The 21127-nt window shown below is 73.6% G+C and carries 12 protein-coding genes; 5 read left to right on the top strand and 7 right to left on the bottom strand.

Annotation, left to right across the window (positions count from 1 at the left end; genetic code table 11):
* Positions 1–58: 58 nt before the first annotated feature.
* Positions 59–1042: a LuxR C-terminal-related transcriptional regulator gene (locus tag ACFPLC_RS40075; RefSeq protein ID WP_378189536.1), complete on the bottom strand. Its 984-nt coding sequence runs from the start codon at positions 1040–1042 to the stop codon at positions 59–61.
* A gap of 182 nt (positions 1043–1224) precedes the next feature.
* On the opposite strand from ACFPLC_RS40075, the gene ACFPLC_RS40070 reads away from it, so the two are divergent.
* The 5 genes from ACFPLC_RS40070 (at position 1225) to ACFPLC_RS40050 (ending at position 7802) form a co-directional block, all read left to right on the top strand.
* Entirely contained in the window at positions 1225–1494 is a 270-nt protein-coding gene (locus ACFPLC_RS40070) for a phosphopantetheine-binding protein (protein WP_378189539.1), read from the top strand.
* Entirely contained in the window at positions 1487–3019 is a 1533-nt protein-coding gene (locus ACFPLC_RS40065; RefSeq protein ID WP_378189541.1) for an acyl-CoA ligase (AMP-forming), exosortase A system-associated, read from the top strand. Before ACFPLC_RS40070 ends, ACFPLC_RS40065 begins: the two co-directional genes overlap by 8 nt.
* Before the next feature lie 88 nt (positions 3020–3107).
* Positions 3108–3947, top strand: coding sequence for an ABC transporter ATP-binding protein (locus ACFPLC_RS40060; RefSeq protein WP_378189543.1), 840 nt, complete (start codon positions 3108–3110; stop codon positions 3945–3947).
* Entirely contained in the window at positions 3931–4692 is a 762-nt protein-coding gene (locus ACFPLC_RS40055; protein WP_191316326.1) for an ABC transporter permease, read from the top strand. The genes ACFPLC_RS40060 and ACFPLC_RS40055 overlap by 17 nt, the downstream gene beginning before the upstream one ends.
* A 17-nt stretch (positions 4693–4709) precedes the next feature.
* The gene (locus ACFPLC_RS40050; RefSeq protein WP_378236095.1) at positions 4710–7802 is read left to right on the top strand and encodes a beta-ketoacyl synthase N-terminal-like domain-containing protein; all 3093 of its coding nucleotides are present in this window, start codon (positions 4710–4712) and stop codon (positions 7800–7802) included.
* 273 nt (positions 7803–8075) lie between these two features.
* Here the strand turns inward: ACFPLC_RS40050 and ACFPLC_RS40045 are convergent, their stop codons facing one another.
* The 6 genes from ACFPLC_RS40045 to ACFPLC_RS40020 are packed head-to-tail and all read right to left on the bottom strand — an operon-like array spanning position 8076 to position 21119.
* Positions 8076–8822: a thioesterase II family protein gene (locus ACFPLC_RS40045; RefSeq protein WP_378189547.1), complete on the bottom strand. Its 747-nt coding sequence runs from the start codon at positions 8820–8822 to the stop codon at positions 8076–8078.
* On the bottom strand, positions 8819–9889 hold the full coding sequence (locus ACFPLC_RS40040; RefSeq protein ID WP_378189550.1) for an HAD-IIIC family phosphatase: 1071 nt from the start codon (positions 9887–9889) through the stop codon (positions 8819–8821). Before ACFPLC_RS40040 ends, ACFPLC_RS40045 begins: the two co-directional genes overlap by 4 nt.
* Entirely contained in the window at positions 9886–11025 is a 1140-nt protein-coding gene (locus ACFPLC_RS40035; protein WP_378189552.1) for an acyl-CoA dehydrogenase family protein, read from the bottom strand. The genes ACFPLC_RS40040 and ACFPLC_RS40035 overlap by 4 nt, the downstream gene beginning before the upstream one ends.
* Positions 11026–11028: 3 nt before the next feature.
* Entirely contained in the window at positions 11029–11280 is a 252-nt protein-coding gene (locus tag ACFPLC_RS40030) for an acyl carrier protein (RefSeq protein ID WP_003066161.1), read from the bottom strand.
* A 28-nt stretch (positions 11281–11308) separates the two neighbouring features.
* Positions 11309–12151: a 3-hydroxyacyl-CoA dehydrogenase family protein gene (locus tag ACFPLC_RS40025; protein ID WP_176176623.1), complete on the bottom strand. Its 843-nt coding sequence runs from the start codon at positions 12149–12151 to the stop codon at positions 11309–11311.
* 34 nt (positions 12152–12185) lie between these two features.
* Positions 12186–21119: a type I polyketide synthase gene (locus tag ACFPLC_RS40020; protein WP_378189555.1), complete on the bottom strand. Its 8934-nt coding sequence runs from the start codon at positions 21117–21119 to the stop codon at positions 12186–12188.
* Between the last annotated feature and the right edge of the window lie 8 nt (positions 21120–21127).

Genomic DNA, 21127 nt, shown 5'->3' with positions numbered 1-21127 from the left:
GATGCAGTGAATGACTCATTCCTGGCGTCCGACGCCAGGAATGAGTCATTCAAGACGTTCAGGCGAGGGTGAAGCGGGAGGCCGCCTGGACTCCGGCCTGGAAGCGGGAGACCGCGTCGAGGTTCTGGAGCATCGCGGCGATGTGCCGGCGGCAGGTCCGCACCGACATCCCCAGCCGCCGCGCCACGACCTCGTCCGTCAGGCCCTGGGCCATCAGGCGCGCGATCGTCTGCTGCAGGTCGTGCGCGATCTCGCCGCTGTAGCCCTGGTCCTCGGCCGCGAACGGCGTCGCGCCGTCCCACAGCTGGTCGAACAGGCCCAGCAGGAACCGCACCATGCCCTGGTCGCGGACCCGGCGGGCGGACAGGTCGGTGACGTCCAGCGTCACCGCGAGGGACCGGTCGAACACCACCGCCGCCTGCGGGACCCGGCTCAGCGTGCGGATGTTCGCCCCGCGGCCGGCGAGCTGCGTCAACCGCGCCCGTGCCGCGTACCCCGCGCGGCTGCGGTGCGGGCACACGACCCGGACGCCGATGCCGTCGCCCAGCACCGAATAGCACGCGTCCAGCAGCTCGTCGACCAGGTCGTCGGCCGCCTCGCCCGGGTGCAGGACCACCAGCTCGTCGCGGCAGACCTCGGCCGCCAGCTTGATCAGGCCGCGGATCTCGGCGACGCCCTCCAGGCGGTCGAGCGTGCCCGTGGCGCCGGCCGGGGCGCGGGTGATGCCGTCGATGCGCTCGCGCAGGCGGTCGGCCAGCTCGCGCCGTTCGTACATCGCGCGTTCCAGTGGCGTCACGACCAGCTCCGCGGCCGCTTCGGGCTCGCGGGGGACCAGCGCGCCGTCGACCGCGCGCAGCAGGTGCAGGTCCACGAGCCGGGCCGCGGCCGCCTGGACCGTGTCCGCGGGCAGGCCGAGGTGCGCCGCGGCGGTGTCCACGGACGAAATCCGGCCGCAGCGGGTCGCGTAGCGGTACAGCTCGGCTTCGGGATCGGGCTCGGGCACGGAGAACGCCCCGGGCGGCGGGAGTGTGGCCGTCGACATCGTGCCTCCAAAGATCCGGGCTTCTGCGTTTTCCACCGTCGCAGCCGGTGTTCTCGGACGGCTCTCACGCCGCTCTCGCCCGGCGGTGGCGGGATGAGAGCGGCGTGAGAGCCGGGTGAGTCCGGCCGGTGGTGTCCTCGGGAGGACACGGTTGACCGCCGAACGCGAAACAGGGTGACGAAATGCCTGACACACTCCCCATCCCGCCGAGGTTCCTCGAGATCCTGATCGCGCACCTGCCCTACGCGCTCGGGGACCGGCTCGCCGAGGACGACGACCTCGCCGCGCTCGGGCTCGACTCGATGGGCGTCGTGCAGCTCGTCACCGATCTGGAGGAGACCTTCGCCTTCGAGCTGCCCGACGAGCTGCTCACCGAGGACACCTTCGCCACCGCGGGCAGCCTGTGGGCGGCCGTCGCGGAGTTCGTCGCGCCGGAGCCCGCCGATGTCTGAGGCCGCCGCCCCGGTGCGGCTCGATGCGCTCCTCACCCGTGGCGCGCCCGGCGATCCGGCCCTGACGTACAAGGACCGGACCCTGACCTACGCCGAGCTCGCCGACCAGGTCGCGCGCGTCGCCCACGGCCTGCACCGGCTCGGCGTGCGCCGCGGCGACCGCGTGGCGGTGTACGCGGAGAAGCGCCTGGAAACCGTCGTCGCGTTGTTCGCCGCCTCGGCCGCCGGCGCGGTCCTGGTGCCGCTGAACCCGCTGTTCAAGGGACGGCACATCGCCCACGTCGCCACCGACTGCACGCCGAAGGTGGTCCTCACGACGACCGAGCGGCTGGTGACGGTCCGCGAGGCCGTGCCCGAGAGCACCCCGGTCGTCGTGTTCGGCACCCCAGGGTGGGACGCGCTGAGCGCGGTCGCACCGGAGGCGGTGCCCGCCACCGTGATCGACCAGGACCCGGCCGCGATCATGTACACCTCCGGCAGCACCGGCGGCCCCAAGGGCGTCGTGCTCTCCCACCGCAACCTGCTCGCCGGCGCCGCGAGCGTGGCCGAATACCTCGGCCACACGCGCGACGACGTCGTGCTCGCCGCGCTGCCGCTGAGCTTCGACGCAGGGTTCAGCCAGCTCACCACCGCGTTCGCCGCCGGCGCGCACGTGGTGCTCGTGAACTACCTGCTGCCCAAGGACATCGTCCGGCTCTGCGCTCGGCACGGCGTCACCGCGCTGACCTGCGTGCCGCCGTTGTGGCTGCAGCTGGTGACGCAGGAGTGGCCCGCCGCGGCGACCGGGCGGCTGCGGTACTTCGCCAACACCGGCGGCCGCATGCCGCGCGCCACGCTGGCCCGGCTGCGCGAAATCTTCCCGACAGCACAGCCGTTCCTGATGTACGGCCTCACCGAAGCGTTCCGCTCCACCTACCTCGACCCGGCCGAGGCGGACCGCCGTCCCGGCTCGATCGGCAAGGCGATCCCCAACGCCGAAGTCCTCGTGCTGCGCCCCGACGGCTCGCCCTGCCCGCCCGGCGAGCACGGCGAATTGGTGCACCGCGGCGCGCTCGTGGCGCTCGGCTACTGGAACGACCCGGCGCGCACGGCGGAGCGCTTCCGCCCGGTGCCCGGACCGGACGGCCTGGTGCGCCCGGAGATCGCCGTCTGGTCGGGCGACACCGTCTACCGCGACGAGGACGGGTTCCTCTACTTCGTCGGCCGGACCGACGAGATGATCAAGACGTCGGGCTACCGCGTCAGCCCCGCCGAGGTCGAAGAGGCCGCCTACGCGACGGGCCTGGTGGGGGAGGCCGCCGCGTTCGGCGTGCCGGATCCCGTGCTGGGTCACCGGATCGTGCTGGCGGTCGCGCCCGAAGGGGACGCCGAGGCGATTTCCCGCGCGCTGGCGAAGGAACTGCCCGCGTACATGCTGCCGCGGCGGATCGAGGTGCTGCCGAAGCTGCCCCGGTCGGTCAACGGCAAGTTCGACCGGGTCGCGTTGCGCGAGTCGCTGAGCGTGGTGCCCGCCGGCACCGAATGACGGCAGTTTCCTGCCACCGCGGGGAAGCGCCGCCCCGGCCGTCCCCGTGCGACATTGCAAGAGCCGTGAATCGCAAGGAGCGATCCCTATGTTGCAAGCAATCGACCTCCGGAAACGCTACGACGAAGTGCAGGCCCTCGACGGCTTCAGCCTCGAGGTCGCCGCGGGCGAGATCGTCGGACTGGTCGGCCACAACGGTGCCGGCAAGACCACCTTCGTCGAAATGGTGTCCGGGCTGCTGCGCCCGGACAGCGGAACCGTGCTCGTCGACGGCGAGTCGCCGACGCGCGCCCGCGACCGCATCGGCATCTCCCCGCAGCACATCGCGCTCTACCGCCCGCTGACCGTGCGCGAGCACCTGGAGCTGTACGGCCGTCTCGCCGGCCTGCGCCGGGCCGCACTGCGCACGGCCATCGACGACCTCACCGCCGCGCTGCGGCTGGAGGGGTTTCTGAACCGCACCTGCGGCCTGCTCTCGGGCGGCCAGCAGCGGCGGGCGCAGGCCGCGACGGCGCTGGTGCACCGGCCGGCGCTGCTGCTGCTCGACGAGCCGACCGCCGGTGCCGACCCCGAGACCCGTCAGGCGCTGCTCGACGTGGTCAAGCAACGAGCAGGCGAGGGAGCCGCAGTGGTCTACACCACCCACTACCTGACCGAACTGACCGACCTGCAGGCCACGATCGCGGTGGCCGCCGAAGGCCGGGTGATCGCGCGCGGCGGCGCGGACGAGCTGCTGTCGGGCCTGCCCGGCGAGGTCCGCGTGCGGACCGCCGACGAGCAGCTGACCGTCTCGACCACCGACCCGACCGGCACGCTGCTGGACCTGCTGCCCAGCGTGACGCGGCCGGTCGAGTCCGTCGAGCTGCGCAACCCCAGCCTGGACGACCTCTACCACTCCCTGGCGGTGACCGATGTCGACGCGCACTGACTCCCTCTCCCGGGCTGGCGCTCTCGTCCGCTACAACGCGATCCTGCGCCTGCGCGACCCCTCCCAGCTGATCAGCTACCTGATCACGCCGATGATCTTCATGGTGCTGTTCCAGCCGCTGTACGTGAAGGCACTGGGCACCGGGGCCGTCGAGGCCGTCACCGGGCAGCTGGTGATGTTCTCGGTGTTCGCCATGGCGATCGTGGGCAACGCGATCTTCGTCGAACGCGAGTGGCGCACCTGGGACCGGCTGCGCGCCAGCCGGGCCGCCCGCGCCGAGCTGCTGATCGGCAAGGCCGTCCCGGTGTTCGTCGTGCTGCTCATCCAGCAGGGCGTGCTGATCATCTACGGCTGGCTCGTCGTCGGCATGCCGTTCCCGGTGTCGCCGGGCCTGGTCTTCGGGGCGATGTGCCTGTGGGGCTTCATGCTGCTGGCCATGGGTGCTGCACTGTCCACTGTGGTCCGCAGCCGTGGTGACCTGATCGTCGCCGTCGACCTCGGCGCGATCACCATCAGCTCGCTCGGCGGCTCGCTGCTGCCGGTGTCGCTGATGCCGTCGTGGGCGCAGGCGGCCGCGCCGTTCTCCCCGGGCTACTGGGGACTGTCGCTGATCCGCGCGGCGATGGCGGGCAACGCCGAGGCCATGCTGCGCCCGGCGGTGATCGTGCTCGGGATCGGGCTGGCCACCGGGGCGTTCGCGACCTACCGGCTGGCCCACGGCTGGGGCCGCAGCCACCTGCTCTGACGTCGAAAGGACCTGCCATGACGGAACCGGCACCCGAACCGGCCGTGGCGCTCGTCGGAATGGCGGGCCGGTTCCCCGGCGCCGCCGACGTCGAGCAGCTGCGCCGCAACCTCGCGGCCGGGATCCCCGGCCTGCGCGAACTGACCGACGACGAGCTCGCCGCCGCGGGCGTGGACCCGGCCACCCCGGGCCACGTCCGCGTCGGCGGGCCCGTCGAAGGCGGCGTCGAGACCTTCGACGCCGCCGCCTTCGGGCTTTCCGCACGTGAAGCGGAAACCCTGGAACCGCACCACCGGCTCCTGTTGGAATGCTCGTGGGAAGCCCTCGAACGGGCGGGCTACCGGCCGACCGATCCGGGCGTGCCCGTCGGGCTGTTCGCCGGCTGCGCGTTCCCCGACTACCTGATCCGCAACCTTTCCGGCCTCGCCGCGGAACCGGGCGGCAAACCCCTGTTGTCCGCGGGCGTGGAGCGCGATTCGCTGACGTCGCTCGTGTCGTACAAACTGGGGCTGCGCGGCCCGGCGATCACCGTGCAGACGTACTGCTCGACCTCGCTGGTCGCGGTGCACCTGGCCTGCCAGAGCCTGCTGACCTACGAGTGCGACCTGGCCCTGGCCGGCGGCGCCGCGTTGCCGCTGCCGCAGACCGGCGGCCACGCTTTCGAAGAGGGCAGCATCCTCTCGCCCGACGGCCGGGTGCGGGCCCTCGACGCGGCCGCCAACGGCACGGTGATGGGCTCCGGCGCCGCCGTCGTCGCGCTGAAACGCCTGGAGGACGCCCTCGCCGACGGCGACGTCGTCCACGCGGTGATCCTCGGCTCGGCGGTCAACAACGACGGCCGTGACCGCGCCGGCTACCCCGCTCCCGGCGTCGCCGGGCAGGCCGCGGTGGTCGACACCGCGCTCGCCGTGGCCGGGGTGAAGCCGGAGACGGTGGGGTACGTCGAGTGCCACGCCGTCGGCACGCCGCTGGGTGACTCGATCGAGCTGGCCGCGCTGAACCGGGTGTTCGGGCGGGGGCGTGCTTCGCCGTGCGTGCTCAGCTCCGTCAAGCCGAGCATCGGGCACCTGGACCGGGCTTCGGGCGTCACGTCCCTCATCCGGGCGGCGCTGAACCTGCGTGACGGCGTGCTGCCGGGCACCGCCGGGTTCCGCACGCCCAATCCCGCGCTCGGTGACCGGTTCACCGTGCTACCCGCCGACGTGCCCTGGCCGTCCGACGGCACCCCGCGACGCGCCGGTGTCAGCTCGTTCGGCGTCGGCGGGACGAACGCGCACGTGGTGCTGGAGGAGCCACCTCGTCGTTCGCCCCGGCCGCCGGGCGGCCCGCACCTGCTGACGTTCTCCGCCGGTGATCCGGCCGCCCTCGACGAGGTGACCTCGCGCCTGCGGGCGCACCTCGCCGCCCACCCCTCCCTGGAGCTCGGTGACGTGGCTTTCACGCTGCAGGTGTCGCGCGGCCACTTCGCCCTGCGGCGCGCGGTGGTGGTCCGAGACCTGCCGGATGCGGTCGCGGCCCTGGCCGAGCCGGGCCGGTGGATCGACGGCGAGACGCGTCGGCGTGACCCGAGGTTCCGCCTGGTCGCGGGGGCCGGTTCGGACTGGGCGTCGACGGCCTCGGCCGCGCACCGCCTGCTGGCCGGGGACGAGGTTCCCGCGCCGGCGGCCACGCGCGAGGGCGCGCTGTCGGCGTTGACCGCCGGCCTGACCCGGCTGGGTGTCCGGCTCGACGAGAGCGCCACCGACACCCTGGTGGTCGACGGCGGCTCGGATGCCGCGTGGGTCTTGTCCGCCGTGGCGCGGCTGTGGCTCGCGGGCTGCAGCGTGGATTGGGCGGCCCTGCACCGCGGCGAAGGTCGCCGGGTGGAGCTGCCGCCGTATCCGTTCCAGCGCAAGCGGTTCTGGGTGGACCCGCCGCCGAGCTCGGCAGCCCACGTGCCGTCGTGGCGGCTCGAGCCCCAGCCGGTGGCCGGTCTCGAGCGCCGGGTGCGGGCGGCGGGGCCGTGGCTGGTGTTCGCCGGGGATCCGGTCGGCGAGGCGCTGGCCGCACGGATCACCCTGGCGGGGTCCGAAGTGACCACGGTGCGGCCGGGGCCCGGATTCGCGGCGCTGGACACCGGTGACTTCGTCGTGGGCCCGGGCGACCTGCCCGAGCTGCTGCGTTCGCTGGTGGTGGTGCCGCGCACGGTGGTGCACGGCTTCGCCCTGGGCGGCGCCCCGGGCGAGATCGAGACGGCGGCCGGGCTGTGGCCCGGGATGGTCACGCTGACGACGGGCGCGGTCGGCGTCCTCGGACCCGACCTGACAGCCCCTGCGCAGGCGGCGCTCACCACGCTGACCCCACGCCACGTGGACGTGGACCCGGACGCGGCCATCGACCAGGTCCTGGCGGCGATCTTGTGCCGAGAGATCTCCCTGGCGGTCCGTGGCGACCAGTCCTGGCGGCTGCACCACGAGCCGTGCGGCCTGGCGGGGCACGCGGAGGCGCTGCCGGGCCACGCGGGGGCGGCGGTGCCGGGTTCGGCGGCGGACTTGCCGGGCCGCGCGGAAGTGGTGATGGTGCCGGGCATGGCGGAGGCGGTGGTGGTGCACCGCGGTCCCGACCTGCCGGACCTCGGCGGGCGGCGCGGAGTGCTCATCGTCCGGCCGGACCCCGCCGGCCGGGTGCTCGCCGCCCGGGCGCGGGTCGACCGGCTTGCCGGACGTGGGCTGTGGACCACGGTCATTTCCATTTCGGATCCGGCCCCGGCCGTCCTCGCCGCGGTGGCCGCGGCCGACCAGTTGACCGAGGTGGTGCTGTCCGGAGTTCCGCTCGTCCGGCCGGTCCAGGTCGAGGCGCCTGCCCGGCAGGAGGCTGCGGCCCGGCCGCGGCCGGAGCTGGGCACGCCGTTCGTGGAACCGGAGCCGGGCCTCGAGCAGGAGGTGGCGGCTCGCTGGGCCGCAGCGCTGGGCTACACGGAGATCGGCGCGGACGACAACTTCTTCGACCTGGGCGGCCGTTCGGCGGGAGCGGTCCGCATCGCGGCGGAGTGGCACCTCCCCGCGACAGCGGTCGTGGAACTCCCGACGGTCCGCCTGCTCGCCGCTCGCATCGCCGAACAACGCTCCTGACCACATCGAAAGGGCCCCTTCCCCAGACCGGGGAAGGGGCCCTTTCGATGTGGGTGATGGGCCCGCCGCCAGGGGTATTGGCGGCGGACCCACCACGTTCCGGGTGTTCAGTACCCCGCTCGGCGGGGCTTCACACGTGACTGGCCGGGCATCTCGCGTGTTCCAGCGGGCATCTCGCGTGATCCAGCGGGCATCAGCCGTGATCGGCGGGGCATCACACTCGATGCCCCGCCGATCACGCTTGATGCCTTGCCGATCACGTGTGATGCCTGTTCAGGACCAGGGGTGGAGGGCGGTGGCCAGGTGGGCCAAGGTGACGTCCTCCTGCTCCAGCACCGCGAAATGACCGCCGTCGAGGACGTGGCCGCGGAAGGGGCGGACCGTCTGCTCCCGCCAGGCCAGCACCGACTCGACACTCGCGCGTACGTCCGAGGTGCTCGCCAGGGCCGTGACCGGGAGCTCCAAAGGGGGGCCGGGGGTGTAGCCGTACGTGTTCTTCACCGTCAGGTCCGCCCGGATCGGCGGCAGGATGAGCCGCAGGACGCGGGGGTCGTTCAGGAACACCTCCGGCGTGCCGCCCAGCGTGCGCAGCAGGGCCACGATCTCCGCGTCGCCCATGCCCGCCACGATCGGGTCGTCCGGGGTCAGCCACTGCGGGGCCGGGCAGCCCGACACCACCAGGTGCACCGGCGAAGCCGCCCCACGCCGGGCGATCTCCCGCACCAGCTCGAACCCGACCAGCGCACCCAAGCTGTGCCCGTAGACCGCGTACGGCCCCTCATCCGACCCCACGAAGTCCGCGAGATCGGCAACGTAGGAAGACATCGACGTGTGCGGCGAGTCCTTCTGCCGCGTTTCCCGGCCGGGCGGCTGCACCGGGCACACCGTCACCCCGGGCAGCCGGCCGATCCACGAGCGGAACGCCGAGGCCGAGCCGCCCGCGTGCGGCAGGCAGTACAGTCGCACGTTCCCCGCGGTCGCGGGGAACGGCAGCCAGCGGCTCGCGACGGCCGTCGTCACGACTCCACCTCGAGCGTCACGTACGCCGGCGGCTCCTGGATCTCGGCGAGGTCGGCCGCCAGCACCACGTGCGAGCCGTCCCGCGCCACCTCGCGGAACCCGCTGAACGCGTACGTGATCTGCATCATCCGGTTCCGGCCGGTCTCGACGAAGTCCGCGCGCAACCCCGCGCCCGCCGCCCGCGCCAGGCCCATCACGTGACCCAGCAGCACCGTGCCGACCCCGCGCGACATCACCCGGCACGACATCAGCATCATGTTCAGCCGCCAGTCCGGCGAACCCTTCTCCAGCAGCGCCAGCCCGATCTTCCCGTAGGAGCCAAACTTGTCGGTCAGCGACGCGACGAGCAGCACGTGGTCCGGCGACGAGCGCAACGCGTCCAGCTCGTCGTAGGAATACGTCCGCCCGGTCGAGTTCAGCTGGTTCGTGCGGACCGTCAGCTCCTCCGCCCGCTGCAGGTCCTCCCGCCGCGCCGGCGCGATGGTGAACCGCAGGTCCAGGCTGGCCAGGAAGTCCTCGCCGGTGCCGGCGAAGTCCGCCTCGACGTCGTCGCGGGCGAGCTGGCTGAAGTACATCCCGCGCCGCTGGGCCGACTCGTCGGTGACGAACCGGGGCGCGAACTCCGGCCGCCGCAACACCTCGTCGGCCTCCAGAATGTCCACTGTGGTCACCTGCGGCAGCGCGAACGCCACCTCGGCGCGCTCGAACTCCTGGTCGTCGACGAACGCGAAGGCGTCCAGCCCCAAGTTGAGCTTCTGGGCGATCTGGCCGATCGAGACCGACTTCGCGTTCCACGAAATGCGCGGAAACAGGAAGTACTCGTCCAGGCCGAACTCGCGCAGCTTCGCCATCGCGGCCTCGTGGTCGTTCTTGCTGGCGACCGAGTGCAGCACGCCCATCGCGTCGAGCCGCTTGACGTGCTCGACCACCCACGGCCGCAGCCGGACGTCGCCGTCCTCGAGGAGGACCCCGTCCCAGACGGTGTTGTCGAGGTCCCACACCACGCACTTGATCTTGCCCTGCACCGGCTTGCCGACCGCGGGTGCCGGGGAAACGAGACTGGTCACGGTACCTGCTTCCGGTAGGCCTCGGCGGCGATGGTCATCCGCTGGATCTCGGTGCTGCCCTCGATGATCTCCATGACCTTCGAGTCCCGGTAGAACCGGGCGACGGGGTAGTCCCCGCTGCAGCCGTTGGCGCCGTGCACCTGCACGGCCTCGGACGCGTGGCGAGCGGCCGCGACCGACGCGAAGTACTTCGCCACCCAGGTGGCCATGATCGTGGCCGAGTCGCCGCGGTCCTTGAGCCGGCCGGCCTCGGCCAGCAGCAGCCGGGCCGCGCGGACGTCGGTGACCATGTCCGACAGCTTCGCCTGGATCAGCGGGAGATCCTTCAAAAGCGTGCCGCCGACGGTCCGCTTGCTCGTGTAGTCCGCGCACGCGTCGGCGCACGCCTGGATGATGCCGACCGACCCGGCCGCCACGCTGTAGCGGCCGAGGTCGAGCGTGCCGGTGAGGACCATGCCGGACGCGAACCCGCTCGGCCCGAGCAAGGCGTCCGGGCCCAGCCGGACGCCGTCGAAGCCGATCTCGGCCAGCATCGACGAGCGTGTTCCGAGGATGTCGTCGATCGGGGTGACCGTGACGCCGGGTGCGTCGCGCGGCACGAGCAGCGCGATCGTGCTGGCCGGCCCCTTGGCGAAGACCAGGAACAGGTCCGCGCGCTGCCCGTTGGTGGTCCACTTCTTGAGGCCGTCGAGCCGCCAGCCGTCCCCGTCCGGGGTCGCGGTCGTGGTGATCGCGGCCGTGTCGCTGCCCGCGCCGGGCTCGGACAGGCAGAACGCGCCCAGGACGCGCCCGCTCGCCAGTTCCGGGCCCCACCGGTGTCGCTGCGCCTCGGTGCCGAAGCGCAGCAACGCCCAGGAGAGCATGGTGTGCACGGTCAGCAGGCTGCGGACCGACGAGCAGCCGCGGCCGACCTCCTCGTGGATCTCGCCGAGGGTGACCATGTCGAGGCCGAACCCGCCGAGCTCGGGCGGCAGGAACGGCGCCCACAGCCCGGCCTCGGCGATCCCGTCCAGGACGTCCTCGGGGATCCGCCCGGCTTTGTCCCACGCGTCGGCGAAGGGGACGATGCGCTCGTCCACGAAGGCCCGCGCGGCCTCGCGGCCGGGCGCGCGGACCGCGGTGAGTACCTCCGGCACGGGTCAGCCCACCGTCGCGGCCGGGCGCAGGCGGCCGACCAGCTCGGTCATCGCCGCCGCGGTGCGGAAGTTGTCGATCCGCAGTTCCTCGTTCGGGATGGTGACGGCGAACGTCTTCTCCAGGTGCATCACCAGCTCCATGGCGAACAAGGAGTTGATGTAGCCGAGCGAGAAGATGTCCTCGGTCGCGGTGATCTCGGCCTGCGGGAAGCGGCCGGTGATGAAGGCGAGGATGTCGCCGGTGGTCTCGGACATGGCAGGTTCTCCTTCTGGGTAGAGGGGATCAGCTGTAGGTGTAGAAGCCGCGGCCGGACTTGCGGCCGTGCAGGCCGGCGTCGGTCATCTGCTTGAGCAGCGGGCAGGGGCGGTACTTCGAGTCGGCGTAGTGCTCGTAGAGCACCTCGACGCTGTAGAGGATCGTGTCGACGCCGATCAGGTCGGCGGTCTCCAGCGGGCCCATCGGGTGGCCGAAGCAGCCGCGGAACACCTCGTCGACCGACTCGGCGGTGGCGACGCCCTCGTGCACCAGGTAGGCGGCCTCGTTGACGGTCAGCATGAGCACGCGGTTGGACACGAAGCCCGAGGCGTCCTTCACGTCGACCCAGCGCTTGCCGATGCTGGTCAGCAGCTCGCGGGTGCGCAGGATGGTCTCCGGCGTGGTGTGGAAGCCGGGGATCAGCTCGACGACCGGCTTCTGCGGCACCGGGTTCATGAAGTGCACGCCGATGACACGGCCCGGGTTCTTCCCGACCGACGCGATCCGGGTGATCGGCACGGCCGAGGTGTTGGCGATGATGACCGTGTCCGGGCCGCAGACCTCGTCGAGCTCGGCGTGCACGGCGGCCTTGATGTCCCAGTCCTCGGTGACGTTCTCGACGAGGATCTCGGTCTTGTCCAGCGCGGCCAGGCCGACCGCGGTGGTGATCCGGGCGAGGATCTCGTCCGCGTCGAGCGCGGGGCCGCCCATGAGCCGGCTGAGCCGGCAGTTGCGCGTGATCGCGGCCCGCGCCTCTTCGAGGATCCGCTCGTCCTTGTCGACGAGCACGACCTCGTGGCCGGCGGCGGCGAAGTCCTGGGCGACGCCGATGCCCATGACGCCGGCGCCCACCACTCCCGTGACTGCCATGACTGTTCCCTTTCTGCTGTGCGGAGTTGTCGTTTCAGGCCCGGCGCCGTCGGGCGGCCGCGGCCTTGATGCCGGAGCGGCGCAGCTGTCCCTGCGCGCTGCTGTCGGGTGCGGGTTCGGGGGTCTCCGGGCCGCCGGCGACGATCTTCGCGAGCGCGGCGACGGTCGGGGCCTCGTGGATGATGTGCGGCGGCAGCTCGGCGTCCGGGAACGCGGTGCGCAGCGTCGCCAGGAGCGAGATGCCGAGCAGGGACGTGCCGCCGAGCTCGAAGAAGTTGTCGGCCACCCCGACGCGGTCCAGGCGCAGCATTTCGCACCACGCTTCCGCGACGGCCCGTTCGACGTCGCTCTCGGGCTCCTGGAACGGTGTTACCAGCTCCGGCCGCGGGTGCCGGTCGGCCGTTGAGCCGCCGTGCGCGGCCGAGGTGACCGCGTCGACGCTGAACCGGGCCGCCACGGCCGTCACCGCGTCCAGGTCCTGAGTGGACACCACGACGTGCGGTTCGCCCGAGGCCAGCGCCCGCAGCAGCGTGCGCCAGCCCTGCTCGAAGTCGATGCCGAACTTGGCGCGGTGCTCGCGGAAGTAGGTCTGGATGTCCTCCTCGTAGCCGGAAAGCCCTTCGTCCCAGGCGTTCCAGGTCCACTCGCCCCACGAGATCGACACCGTGCGGCCGCCGTGGGAGGCGGCGTAGGCGTCGAGCCACGCGTTGCCGGCGCAGTAGTCGACCTGGCCGGGACCGCCGCCGGTGACCGACGTGATCGAGGAGAACAACGCGACGAAGTCGAGGTCCAGGCCCTCGGTGGCCGCGCTGAGCGCCCGGGAGCCGGGCAGCTTGGGCGCGAGGACCTGGTCGGCGTCGCCGGGCTGCTTGAACTGCATCAGCCCGGTGCCCGGCACCCCGGCGGTGTGCAGGATGCCGTGCAGCGCCCCGAACCGCTCGACCGCGACGGCGACCGCGTGCCGGACGTCGGCCTCTTCGGCGACATCGCCTTCGACGACCACCACTTCACCGCCGAGCGCCTCGATCTCCCGGACGCGGTCGACGCGGTCGCGGATCGTGCCCGGTACCTCGTCGGTGCCGTCGGCGATCCCCGCCCAGCGCTCGCGCGGGGGCAGGCCGCGGCGGCCGAACAGGACGAGTTTCGCGTGGCTGTCGCGGGCCAGCCGCTCGGCCATCGCCAGCCCGATCCCGCCGAGGCCGCCGGTGATCAGGTAGACGCCGTCCTCGCGCAGGACGCTCGCCGCCTGCTCGATCGGCTGCGGCGCCAGGACTTCGTAGCCGGGCAGCCAGCGCCGCGAGCCGCGCAGCGCGACGGTGCGGCCGGGGGAGGGGCGGTGCAGCTCGGCCACCACGGCGGCGGCCCCGGCGGCCGCGTCGACGTCGATCAGCCGCGTCTGCACGCCCGGGTACTCCATCGGGATGACCAGGTTGGGGCCGGTGAGCGTGGCCGCGTCGGGCCGGAGCTCGCCGTCGTGCAGGACGCGCTGGGTGCCGGTGGCGGCCAGATCCAGGGTCCAGCCGCCGAGGCCCAGCTCGCCGGCGGCGCGGGCCAGCGCGACGAGCGTGTGGAGGCCCAAGGACAGCGAGTCGTCGTCGAGGTTCCACAGGTGCACCACGCGGTCGAGCCGGGTCCCGCCGCGCTTGAGGTCGCGCAGCAGGTTCAGCAGGTCGTCGACGTCGCCGGGGCGGACGGTGGCGTCCGGGCCCGGCCGGTACCCCGCGCCCGGCCGGACCACGGTCACCGGGTCGCCGGTGCGGCGGATCCCGTCGAGGACGTCCTCGGCCAGGCCGGGCCGGGCGAACACGAGCCAGGACGCGGGCTGCGGTGTGGCGTGCGCGGCCGAGGTCTGGCGCCAGGTGGGCAGGTTGATCCACTGCTCCTCCGGCAGCAGGGGGATCCGGTCGAACTCCTCCAGGGGCCCCTCCGCGGGGGTTTCGACTCGGGTCGTCCCGGTGGCCGGCGTCGCCTCGATCCAGTAGCGCTGGCGCTGGAAGGGATAGGTCGGCAGCGGCACGCGGCCCGGGGCGGTGCCGCGGTAGACCGGCGTCGCCGCGCCGCGGCCGTGGTAGGCCGACCAGTCGAGGTCCGCGCCGAGCAGCCACAGCCGGGCCAGGCCGTCGGTGAGGACTGCGTCGGCGGGCCGCGGGTCGTCCGCGGCGGGGAGCGTGGCGGTGATCATCGGCCAGCGGCTCGCCGGGCTCAGCCCGCGCAGCAGCGCGCCGAGCGACGGGCCGGGCCCGATCTCGACGACCGCCAGGTGCTCGTCGGCCAGGAGCTCGGTGGCCGCGTCGGCGAACCGGACGGTCTCGCACATGTGCCGCGCCCAGTAGCCGGGGTCGGTGACCAGTTCGGCGGTCGCGGGACCGCCGGTGACGTTGGACAGGTAGGGCAGCTCGGGGGCGCTGAGCGTGACGTTCGCGGCGATCCACGCGGTCAGTCCGGCCGCGGCCGGTGTCAGCATCCGCGAGTGGAACGCGTGGCTGGTGCGCAGCGGACGGCACGGGAGATCCGCGGCCCGCAGGTCCTGCGCGAGCCGGTCGATAGCGGTCGTCTCCCCGGCCACCACGACCAGCTCGGGGCCGTTCACCGCGGCGATGTCGATGCCCGCGAGGTCGAAGCGTGCCGCCAGCTCGGTGCCGGACAGCGGCACCGCGGCCATCGACCCGCCCGGCAGGGCGGCGATCAGCTCCGCGCGCTTGGCGACCAGCGCCAGGGCGTCGGGGAGGGAAAGCACCCCGGCCAGGCAGGCGGCGACGTACTCGCCGAGGCTGTAGCCGAGCATCGCGGCGGGCCGCAGTCCCCAGTCCATCAGCGTCCGGGCCAGGGCGTAGTCGACGGCGAACATGAGCGGCTGCGCCAGTTCCGTCCGCTGGAGCCGTTCGGCGCGCGGGTCTTCGTCACCGGTGCGGCCGAGCAGCGCGGCGAGGCTCGGCCCGCCGCCGCGGGCGCCCGTTACGAGGTCGCCGTCGGCGTCGAGGTGGGCCAGGCACTCGTCGAGGTGGGCGCGGAACACCGGCTCGCGCCGGTACAGCTCGCCCACGAGACCGGGGTACTGCTCGCCGACGCCGGCGAAGAGGAACGCCACCGGCCGGTCCTGCACCGGTTCCACCCGGGTCGCGGGCGCGTCCAGCGCGGTGACCGCACTGTCCACATCGGACGCGACGGCGGCCCGCCGGTGTTCGAAGGTCTTGCGGCCCTCCTGCAGCGTGAACGCGACGTCGGCCAGCCGCGCGTCCGGGTTCCCGGCGAGGTGCTCGCCGAGCCGCCGGGCCGCGGCGTCGGCCGCGTCCGCGGTGCGGGCCGACACCGGCAGCACCTGGTAGCGGCGCTCGGTGTCCGGGTCACCCGGTGTCGCGGCGGGCCGGTCCGGCGGCTGTTCGACGACGACGTGCACGTTGGTGCCTCCCATGCCCAGCGAGTTGAGCCCGGCGATCCGGGGACGGCCGCCGTCGGTGTTCCACGGCGCGAGCTCGGCGGCCACCCGGAACGGGCTGTGCGCGAAGTCGATCTCCGGGTTCGGCGCGGTGTAGTGCAGCGTCGGCGGGATCAGGCCCTCGCGGACGACCAGCGACGCCTTGATCAGCCCGGCCGTGCCCGCGGCGCGGTCGAGGTGCCCGACGTTCGGCTTCACCGAGCCCAGCGCGCAGTACTGCTTCTCGGCGGTGTCCCCGAACGCCCGGGTCAGCGCGGCGACCTCGATCGGGTCGCCCAGCTCGGTCGCGGTGCCGTGGGCCTCGACGTACCCGACGTCCTCGGCGGCGACCCGCGCGTCGGCCATGGCGTCGGCGATCACCCGCGACTGCCCGCCCACGCTGGGGGCGGTGTAGCCGACCTTGAGGGCGCCGTCGTTGTTCATCGCCGAGCCGCGGATCACCGACCAGATGTGGTCGCCGTCGCGCAGGGCCGCGCCGAGCTTCTTGAGGACGACGACGGTGGCGCCGTCGCCGAACATGCTGCCGTGAGCCTGGGCGTCGAAGGTACGCACGTGCCCGTCCGGGGACTCCTGGCCGCCGGGGGAGTGCAGGTGCCCGATCCGGTCCGGCACGCGGACCGAGACCCCGCCCGCGAGGGCCATCTCGCAGTCGCCGGCCCGCAGGCTGCGCATCGCGGTGTGCACCGCGACCAGCGACGTCGAGCAGAACGTCTGCACCGCCATGCTCGGGCCGCGAAGGTCGAACAGGTAGGACACGGTGGTCGTCAGCGCGTCCTTGTCGTTGCCCATCACCAGCTCGTAGATGCTGGCGTCGGCGTCGGAGGTGAATTGGCCGGCGATGCCGAGCAGGTACGTCGAGAGGTTGCAGCCGCCGAAGACGCCGACCCGGCCGCGCTCGTCGCCGGGCCGCGCGTACCCGGCCCCCTCCAGGGCTTCCCAGCAGACCTCGAGGAACAGCCGTTGCTGCGGGTCGGTCAGCGCCGCCATGCGCGGGCTGAGGCCGAAGAACGCGGCGTCGAAGCCGGTGACGTCGTCGAGCACCGGCCGCGCCGGCACGTAGGCCGGGTCGCGGACCTGCGCCGGGTCGACCCCGGCGGCGATCAGCTCGTCGGGGCTGAAGAAGGTGATCGACTCGACGCCGTCGCAGAGGTTGCGCCAGAACTCGTCGACCGTGCCCGCGCCGGGGAACCGCCCGGCCATGCCGACGATGGCGATGTGCCGGTCGAGCTCGTCGTCCTCGAGATCTGCTTCCTGGACCGCCGCGGCTTTCGCGGGTGCCGGTGCCTGGTCGTCGAGGGTGGCGGCGAGGGCCTGGACGGTCGGTAGCTCGAACAGGGTGACGGTGGGGATGGCGACGCCGAAGCGTTCCTTGACCAGGGCGAGCATCTGCAGCGCGAGCAGCGAATTGCCGTTGAGGTCGAAGAAGTTGTCCCGGGTGCCGACCGGTTCGACGCCCAGCACCGACGACCAGACCTCGGCGAGACCGCGCTCGGTGGCGGTCATCGGCGGGGTGTAGGGCTGGGGCAGGTCGGGCCGCGGGAAGCGGTCCGCGGTGGTCGTCTTCGCGGGTTGCGTGGCGCCGGGGAGCCGGTCGTCGAGCCCGCCGGCGGCGACCACCACGGCCGGGCCGGTGAGGCGGTCGAACGCGGACAGTGCCTGGGCCCGGGTCATCGAGTGCCGGGCCATGGACGCGCCGAGCCGGGCGTCGAGCCGGTCGAGGGTGCCGGGCCAGGTGTCCCAGGCGGCGGCGATCCAGCCGGGACGGCCGTGGGCCTCGGCGAGCAGGGCGGCGTTGGCGGCGGCGTAGCTGCCGAAGGTGACGCCGCCGAGCAGCGCCGAGGTGGAGGAGAACAGAAGTGTCCACTCCGGCCGGTCGGCTTCGGGGAGGGTTTCGATGGCCGCGGCGAGGTTCCGGGCGCCGCCGACCTTGGCGGCGAAGTGCCGGGCGATGCCGGACTCGTCCACTTCGGACAGCGGGCGGAACCCGGCCGGGTCGGAGTCGGCGGCGGCGTGCACGATGCCGTCGAACCCTTCGCTGAGCAGCGCCCGCACCGCGGCCGGGTCGCCGACGTCCACGCGAGGGGCGTGCACGTCGGCGCCCAGCGCGCGCAGCCGGGCCACGGCCGCGTCGCTGCCACCGCTGCGGCCGGCCAGGACCAGCCGTCGCGCGCCTCGGGTGACCAGGTGCTCGGCCACGGTGAGCCCGACGCCGCCGAGGCCGCCGGTGATGAGGTAGCTGCCGCCTTCGCGGACGGCGGGCGCGTCGCCGGGTTCCGCGGGCCGGTAGCCCGGGACGAGCCGCTGGTCTCCGCGGTAGGCGACGAGCGGGGTGCCGGGCGCGCGCAGTTCGGCGGCCAGGACGGCGGCGGCTTCGACGGGGGTGTGAGCGGGGTCGAGGTCGACGGCTCCCGCGTCGAGGTTGAGGTGCTCCTGGTTCGCGACCACCGGCAACACGGCCACGGCAGCCTGGGCGGGGCGCACCGAGCGGGGCGCGCCTGCGTGGGTGGCCGGTTCTGCGGGGTGGGCCGGGGCGGATACGGCCGCCTGGCCTGCGCGGGTGGCGACGACCACCCGGACCGCGCGTGACCCGTCACCCGCCGCCGCGGCCAGGGTGCGGGACACCGCGTGCACCGCGGCCACGTCGTCGTCCAGGTCGAGGACCGACAGGTCGACCACCGTGTCCGCCTCGGCCGCGTCCACCACGGCACCGAGCAGCGCGGTCAGCGCCTCGGCGACCCCACCGGAGTCCGGCAGGATCGCCACGCGACCCGTTGTCCCGCCCGCGGCCGCCGGCTCGGGCCGCCACGTCGGGGTCAGCAGCTGCACGTGCTCGTCGGGCTCCGCAGTGAGCTGCGGAACCGAGGGCGTCACCGTTCCCGGCGCCTCGATCCAGTACCGCGAACGCTGGAACGGGTAGCCCGGCAGGCCCACCCGCCGGGCTCCGCGGCCGCCGCGGACCCCCGTCCAGTCGAGGTCCACCCCGGCCAGCCACAGCCGCCCGGCCGCCTCGGCCAGCGCGGCCGTCGCCGTGGCCGGGTCGTCGGCGCCCGGCAGCGTCGGGACCACCGAGGCCCAGCGCGCAGGCGCGCACGCCCGGTGCCCGCGCACCATCGCGCCCAGCGACCGGCCCGGGCCGAGCTCCAGCAGCACCGTGTCCTCGTCGGCCAGCAGGGTGGCCAGCGCGTCGTCGAAGCGGACGGGCGCGCACATGTGCTCGGCCCAGTACCCGGGCTCCGGTGCGGCGGTGACCAGCTCACCGGTCACGTTGGAGACGTACGGGATCGTGGGCGCGGACAGCGTGACGTTCGCGGCGACCCACGCGGTCAGCTCCTCGCGCAGCGACGCGAGCTGCCGCGAGTGGAACGCGTGCGTCGTCGCCAGCGGCCGGCACGGCACGGCACCCAGTGAGCCGCGCAGCGCCTCGATCGCCGCCGGAGTCCCGGACACGACCGTCAGCTGCGGCCCGTTCACCGCGGCGATGTCGAGGTCCAGGCCGTCGATCCGGGCCCGCACGTCGTCGGCCGGCAGCGGCACGGCGGCCATGGCGCCGCCGGGCAGCGCGGCGATCAGTCCGGCTCGGTGGCTCACCAGCGCGAGCGCGTCGGAAAGCGAAAGGACCCCGGCCAGGCACGCGGCCACGTACTCGCCGAGGCTGTACCCGACCAGGACCGACGGCTCGACACCCCACGAGCGCACGAGCTGCGCCAGCGCGTACTCGACGGCGAACAGCGCCGGGTGCAGCACCTCCGTGCGGTCGCCCGCACGCGAACCGCCGTCCGTGCGGCCCAGCAACGCGGCCAGCCCGCCGGAGCCTTCGCGCGAGCCGAGCATCTCGTCCAGAACGGACGTCCCCAGCAACGCGCGGCAGCGGTCCAGCTCGGCCCGGAACACCGGCGCCGTCTCGTACAGCTCCGCGGCCAGGCCCGGGTACTGCTCGCCGGTGCCCGCGATGAGGAACCCGACGCGGCGGCCGGTGCCCGCGTCGCTCGACGCCGACACGACTCCCTCGCGCAGCGATTCCGCGGCCTCGGCGGCCGAGCCGGCGACCAGCATCCGCCGGTGCCCGAACGTCGTCCGTCCACTTTGGAGCGTGTGGGCGACGTCGGCGAGCGCGTCGCCCGAGCCCGAGAGGTGGGCGGCGAGGTTCGCGGTGGCCGCGTCGGCCGCGGCGGCCGAGCGGGCCGACCACACGAGCAGCTCCGGCCCGGTCGCTTCGGTGGCCACGGGGAGGGGGGCTTCTTCCAGCACGACGTGGGCGTTCGTGCCGCCGATGCCGAACGCGCTGACCCCGGCCCGGCGCGGGGTGTCCGTGCGCGGCCACGGCGTGCGCTCGGTGACCACGGTCAGCTCGGCGTTCCCGGCGGTGAGCTGCGGGTTCGGCGTGCCCAGGTTGCGCGTCGGCGGGATCTCCTCGTGGTGCAGCGCCAGCGCGGCCTTGATCAGGTTCGTCACGCCGGCGGCGCGGTCGAGGTGCCCGACGTTCGTCTTCACCGAGCCGATCCGCAGCGACCGGCCCGCGAACACCTGCTGCAGCGCGGCGAGCTCGGCCGCGTCGCCCAGGGCGGTGCCGGTGCCGTGCGCCTCGACGTACCCGATGTCCGCGGGCTCCAGCCCGGCGGCGGCGAGCGCTTCGGCGATCACCGTGGCCTGGCCTTCGACGCCGGGTGCGGTGAAGCCGACCTTCCGGCCGGCGTCGTTGTTGACCGCCCAGCCGCGCAGCACCGCGTACACCCGGTCGCCGTCGGCGAGCGCGTCCTCCAGCCGGCGCAGCGCGACCACGCCGACGCCGCCGCCGAGCGGGGCGCCCAGGCCGGCCGCGTCGAACGCGCGGCACTCGCCGTCCGGCGGCGCGATGCCACCCTGCTGGTAGAGGTAGCCGACGCGGTGCGGCACCCCGATCGACACGCCGCCGGCCAGGGCGACGTCGCACTCGAAGTTCGCCAGGCTGCTCGCCGCGACGCACACCGCGACCAGCGACGTCGAGCAGGCGCTCTGGATGCTGAAGGCGGGACCGGACAGGCCGAGGGTGTGCGAAACCCGGGTGGCCAGCGTGTCCTTGTCGTTGCCGAGGGCGATGGCGATCTCGCCCATCTCCCCGGCCGCGTTCGCCGGGGTGAGGTTGTGGGTCAGGTAGGTGCTCCACGCGCAGCCGGCGAACACGCCGATCGCGCCGTCGAACCGCGCCGGGTCGCAGGCCGCGTCCTCCAGCGCGTGCTGGCTGTGTTCCAGGAAGAGCCGGTGCTGCGGGTCGAGGATCTGGGCTTCCTTCGGGTTGATGCCGAAGAAACCCGCGTCGAAGTCCTCGACGCCGCGCACGATGGCGCCGGCCTTGACGTAGGCGGGGTCGCCGAGCCGGTCGGCGGGGACGCCCGCGGCCAGGAGCTCGTCGTCGGTGAAGCGGGTGATGCCGGAGCGGCCGGCGCGGACGGTCTCCCAGAGCGCGCCGACGTCGTCGGCGCCCGGGAAGCGGCCGGCCATGCCGACCACGGCGATGTCCGTGGGGGAGATGTCGCTGCTGCTGGGGTCGGTCACGGTGTCCC

This window comes from Amycolatopsis plumensis, assembly GCF_042652605.1.
Taxonomy (GTDB): domain Bacteria; phylum Actinomycetota; class Actinomycetes; order Mycobacteriales; family Pseudonocardiaceae; genus Amycolatopsis; species Amycolatopsis plumensis.
Note: the sequence above shows the minus strand (reverse complement) of the source record. Positions and strands in the feature narration are given on the sequence as shown.

Excerpts from the sequence above, each read along its gene's own strand:
- ACFPLC_RS40075 (WP_378189536.1), bottom strand. The coding sequence starts at position 1,042 with ATGTCGACGGCCACACTCCCGCCGCCCGGGGCGTTCTCCGTGCCCGAG.
- ACFPLC_RS40070 (WP_378189539.1), top strand. The coding sequence starts at position 1,225 with ATGCCTGACACACTCCCCATCCCGCCGAGGTTCCTCGAGATCCTGATC.
- ACFPLC_RS40065 (WP_378189541.1), top strand. The coding sequence starts at position 1,487 with ATGTCTGAGGCCGCCGCCCCGGTGCGGCTCGATGCGCTCCTCACCCGT.
- ACFPLC_RS40060 (WP_378189543.1), top strand. The coding sequence starts at position 3,108 with ATGTTGCAAGCAATCGACCTCCGGAAACGCTACGACGAAGTGCAGGCC.
- ACFPLC_RS40055 (WP_191316326.1), top strand. The coding sequence starts at position 3,931 with ATGTCGACGCGCACTGACTCCCTCTCCCGGGCTGGCGCTCTCGTCCGC.
- ACFPLC_RS40050 (WP_378236095.1), top strand. The coding sequence starts at position 4,710 with ATGACGGAACCGGCACCCGAACCGGCCGTGGCGCTCGTCGGAATGGCG.
- ACFPLC_RS40030 (WP_003066161.1), bottom strand. The coding sequence starts at position 11,280 with ATGTCCGAGACCACCGGCGACATCCTCGCCTTCATCACCGGCCGCTTC.
- ACFPLC_RS40025 (WP_176176623.1), bottom strand. The coding sequence starts at position 12,151 with ATGGCAGTCACGGGAGTGGTGGGCGCCGGCGTCATGGGCATCGGCGTC.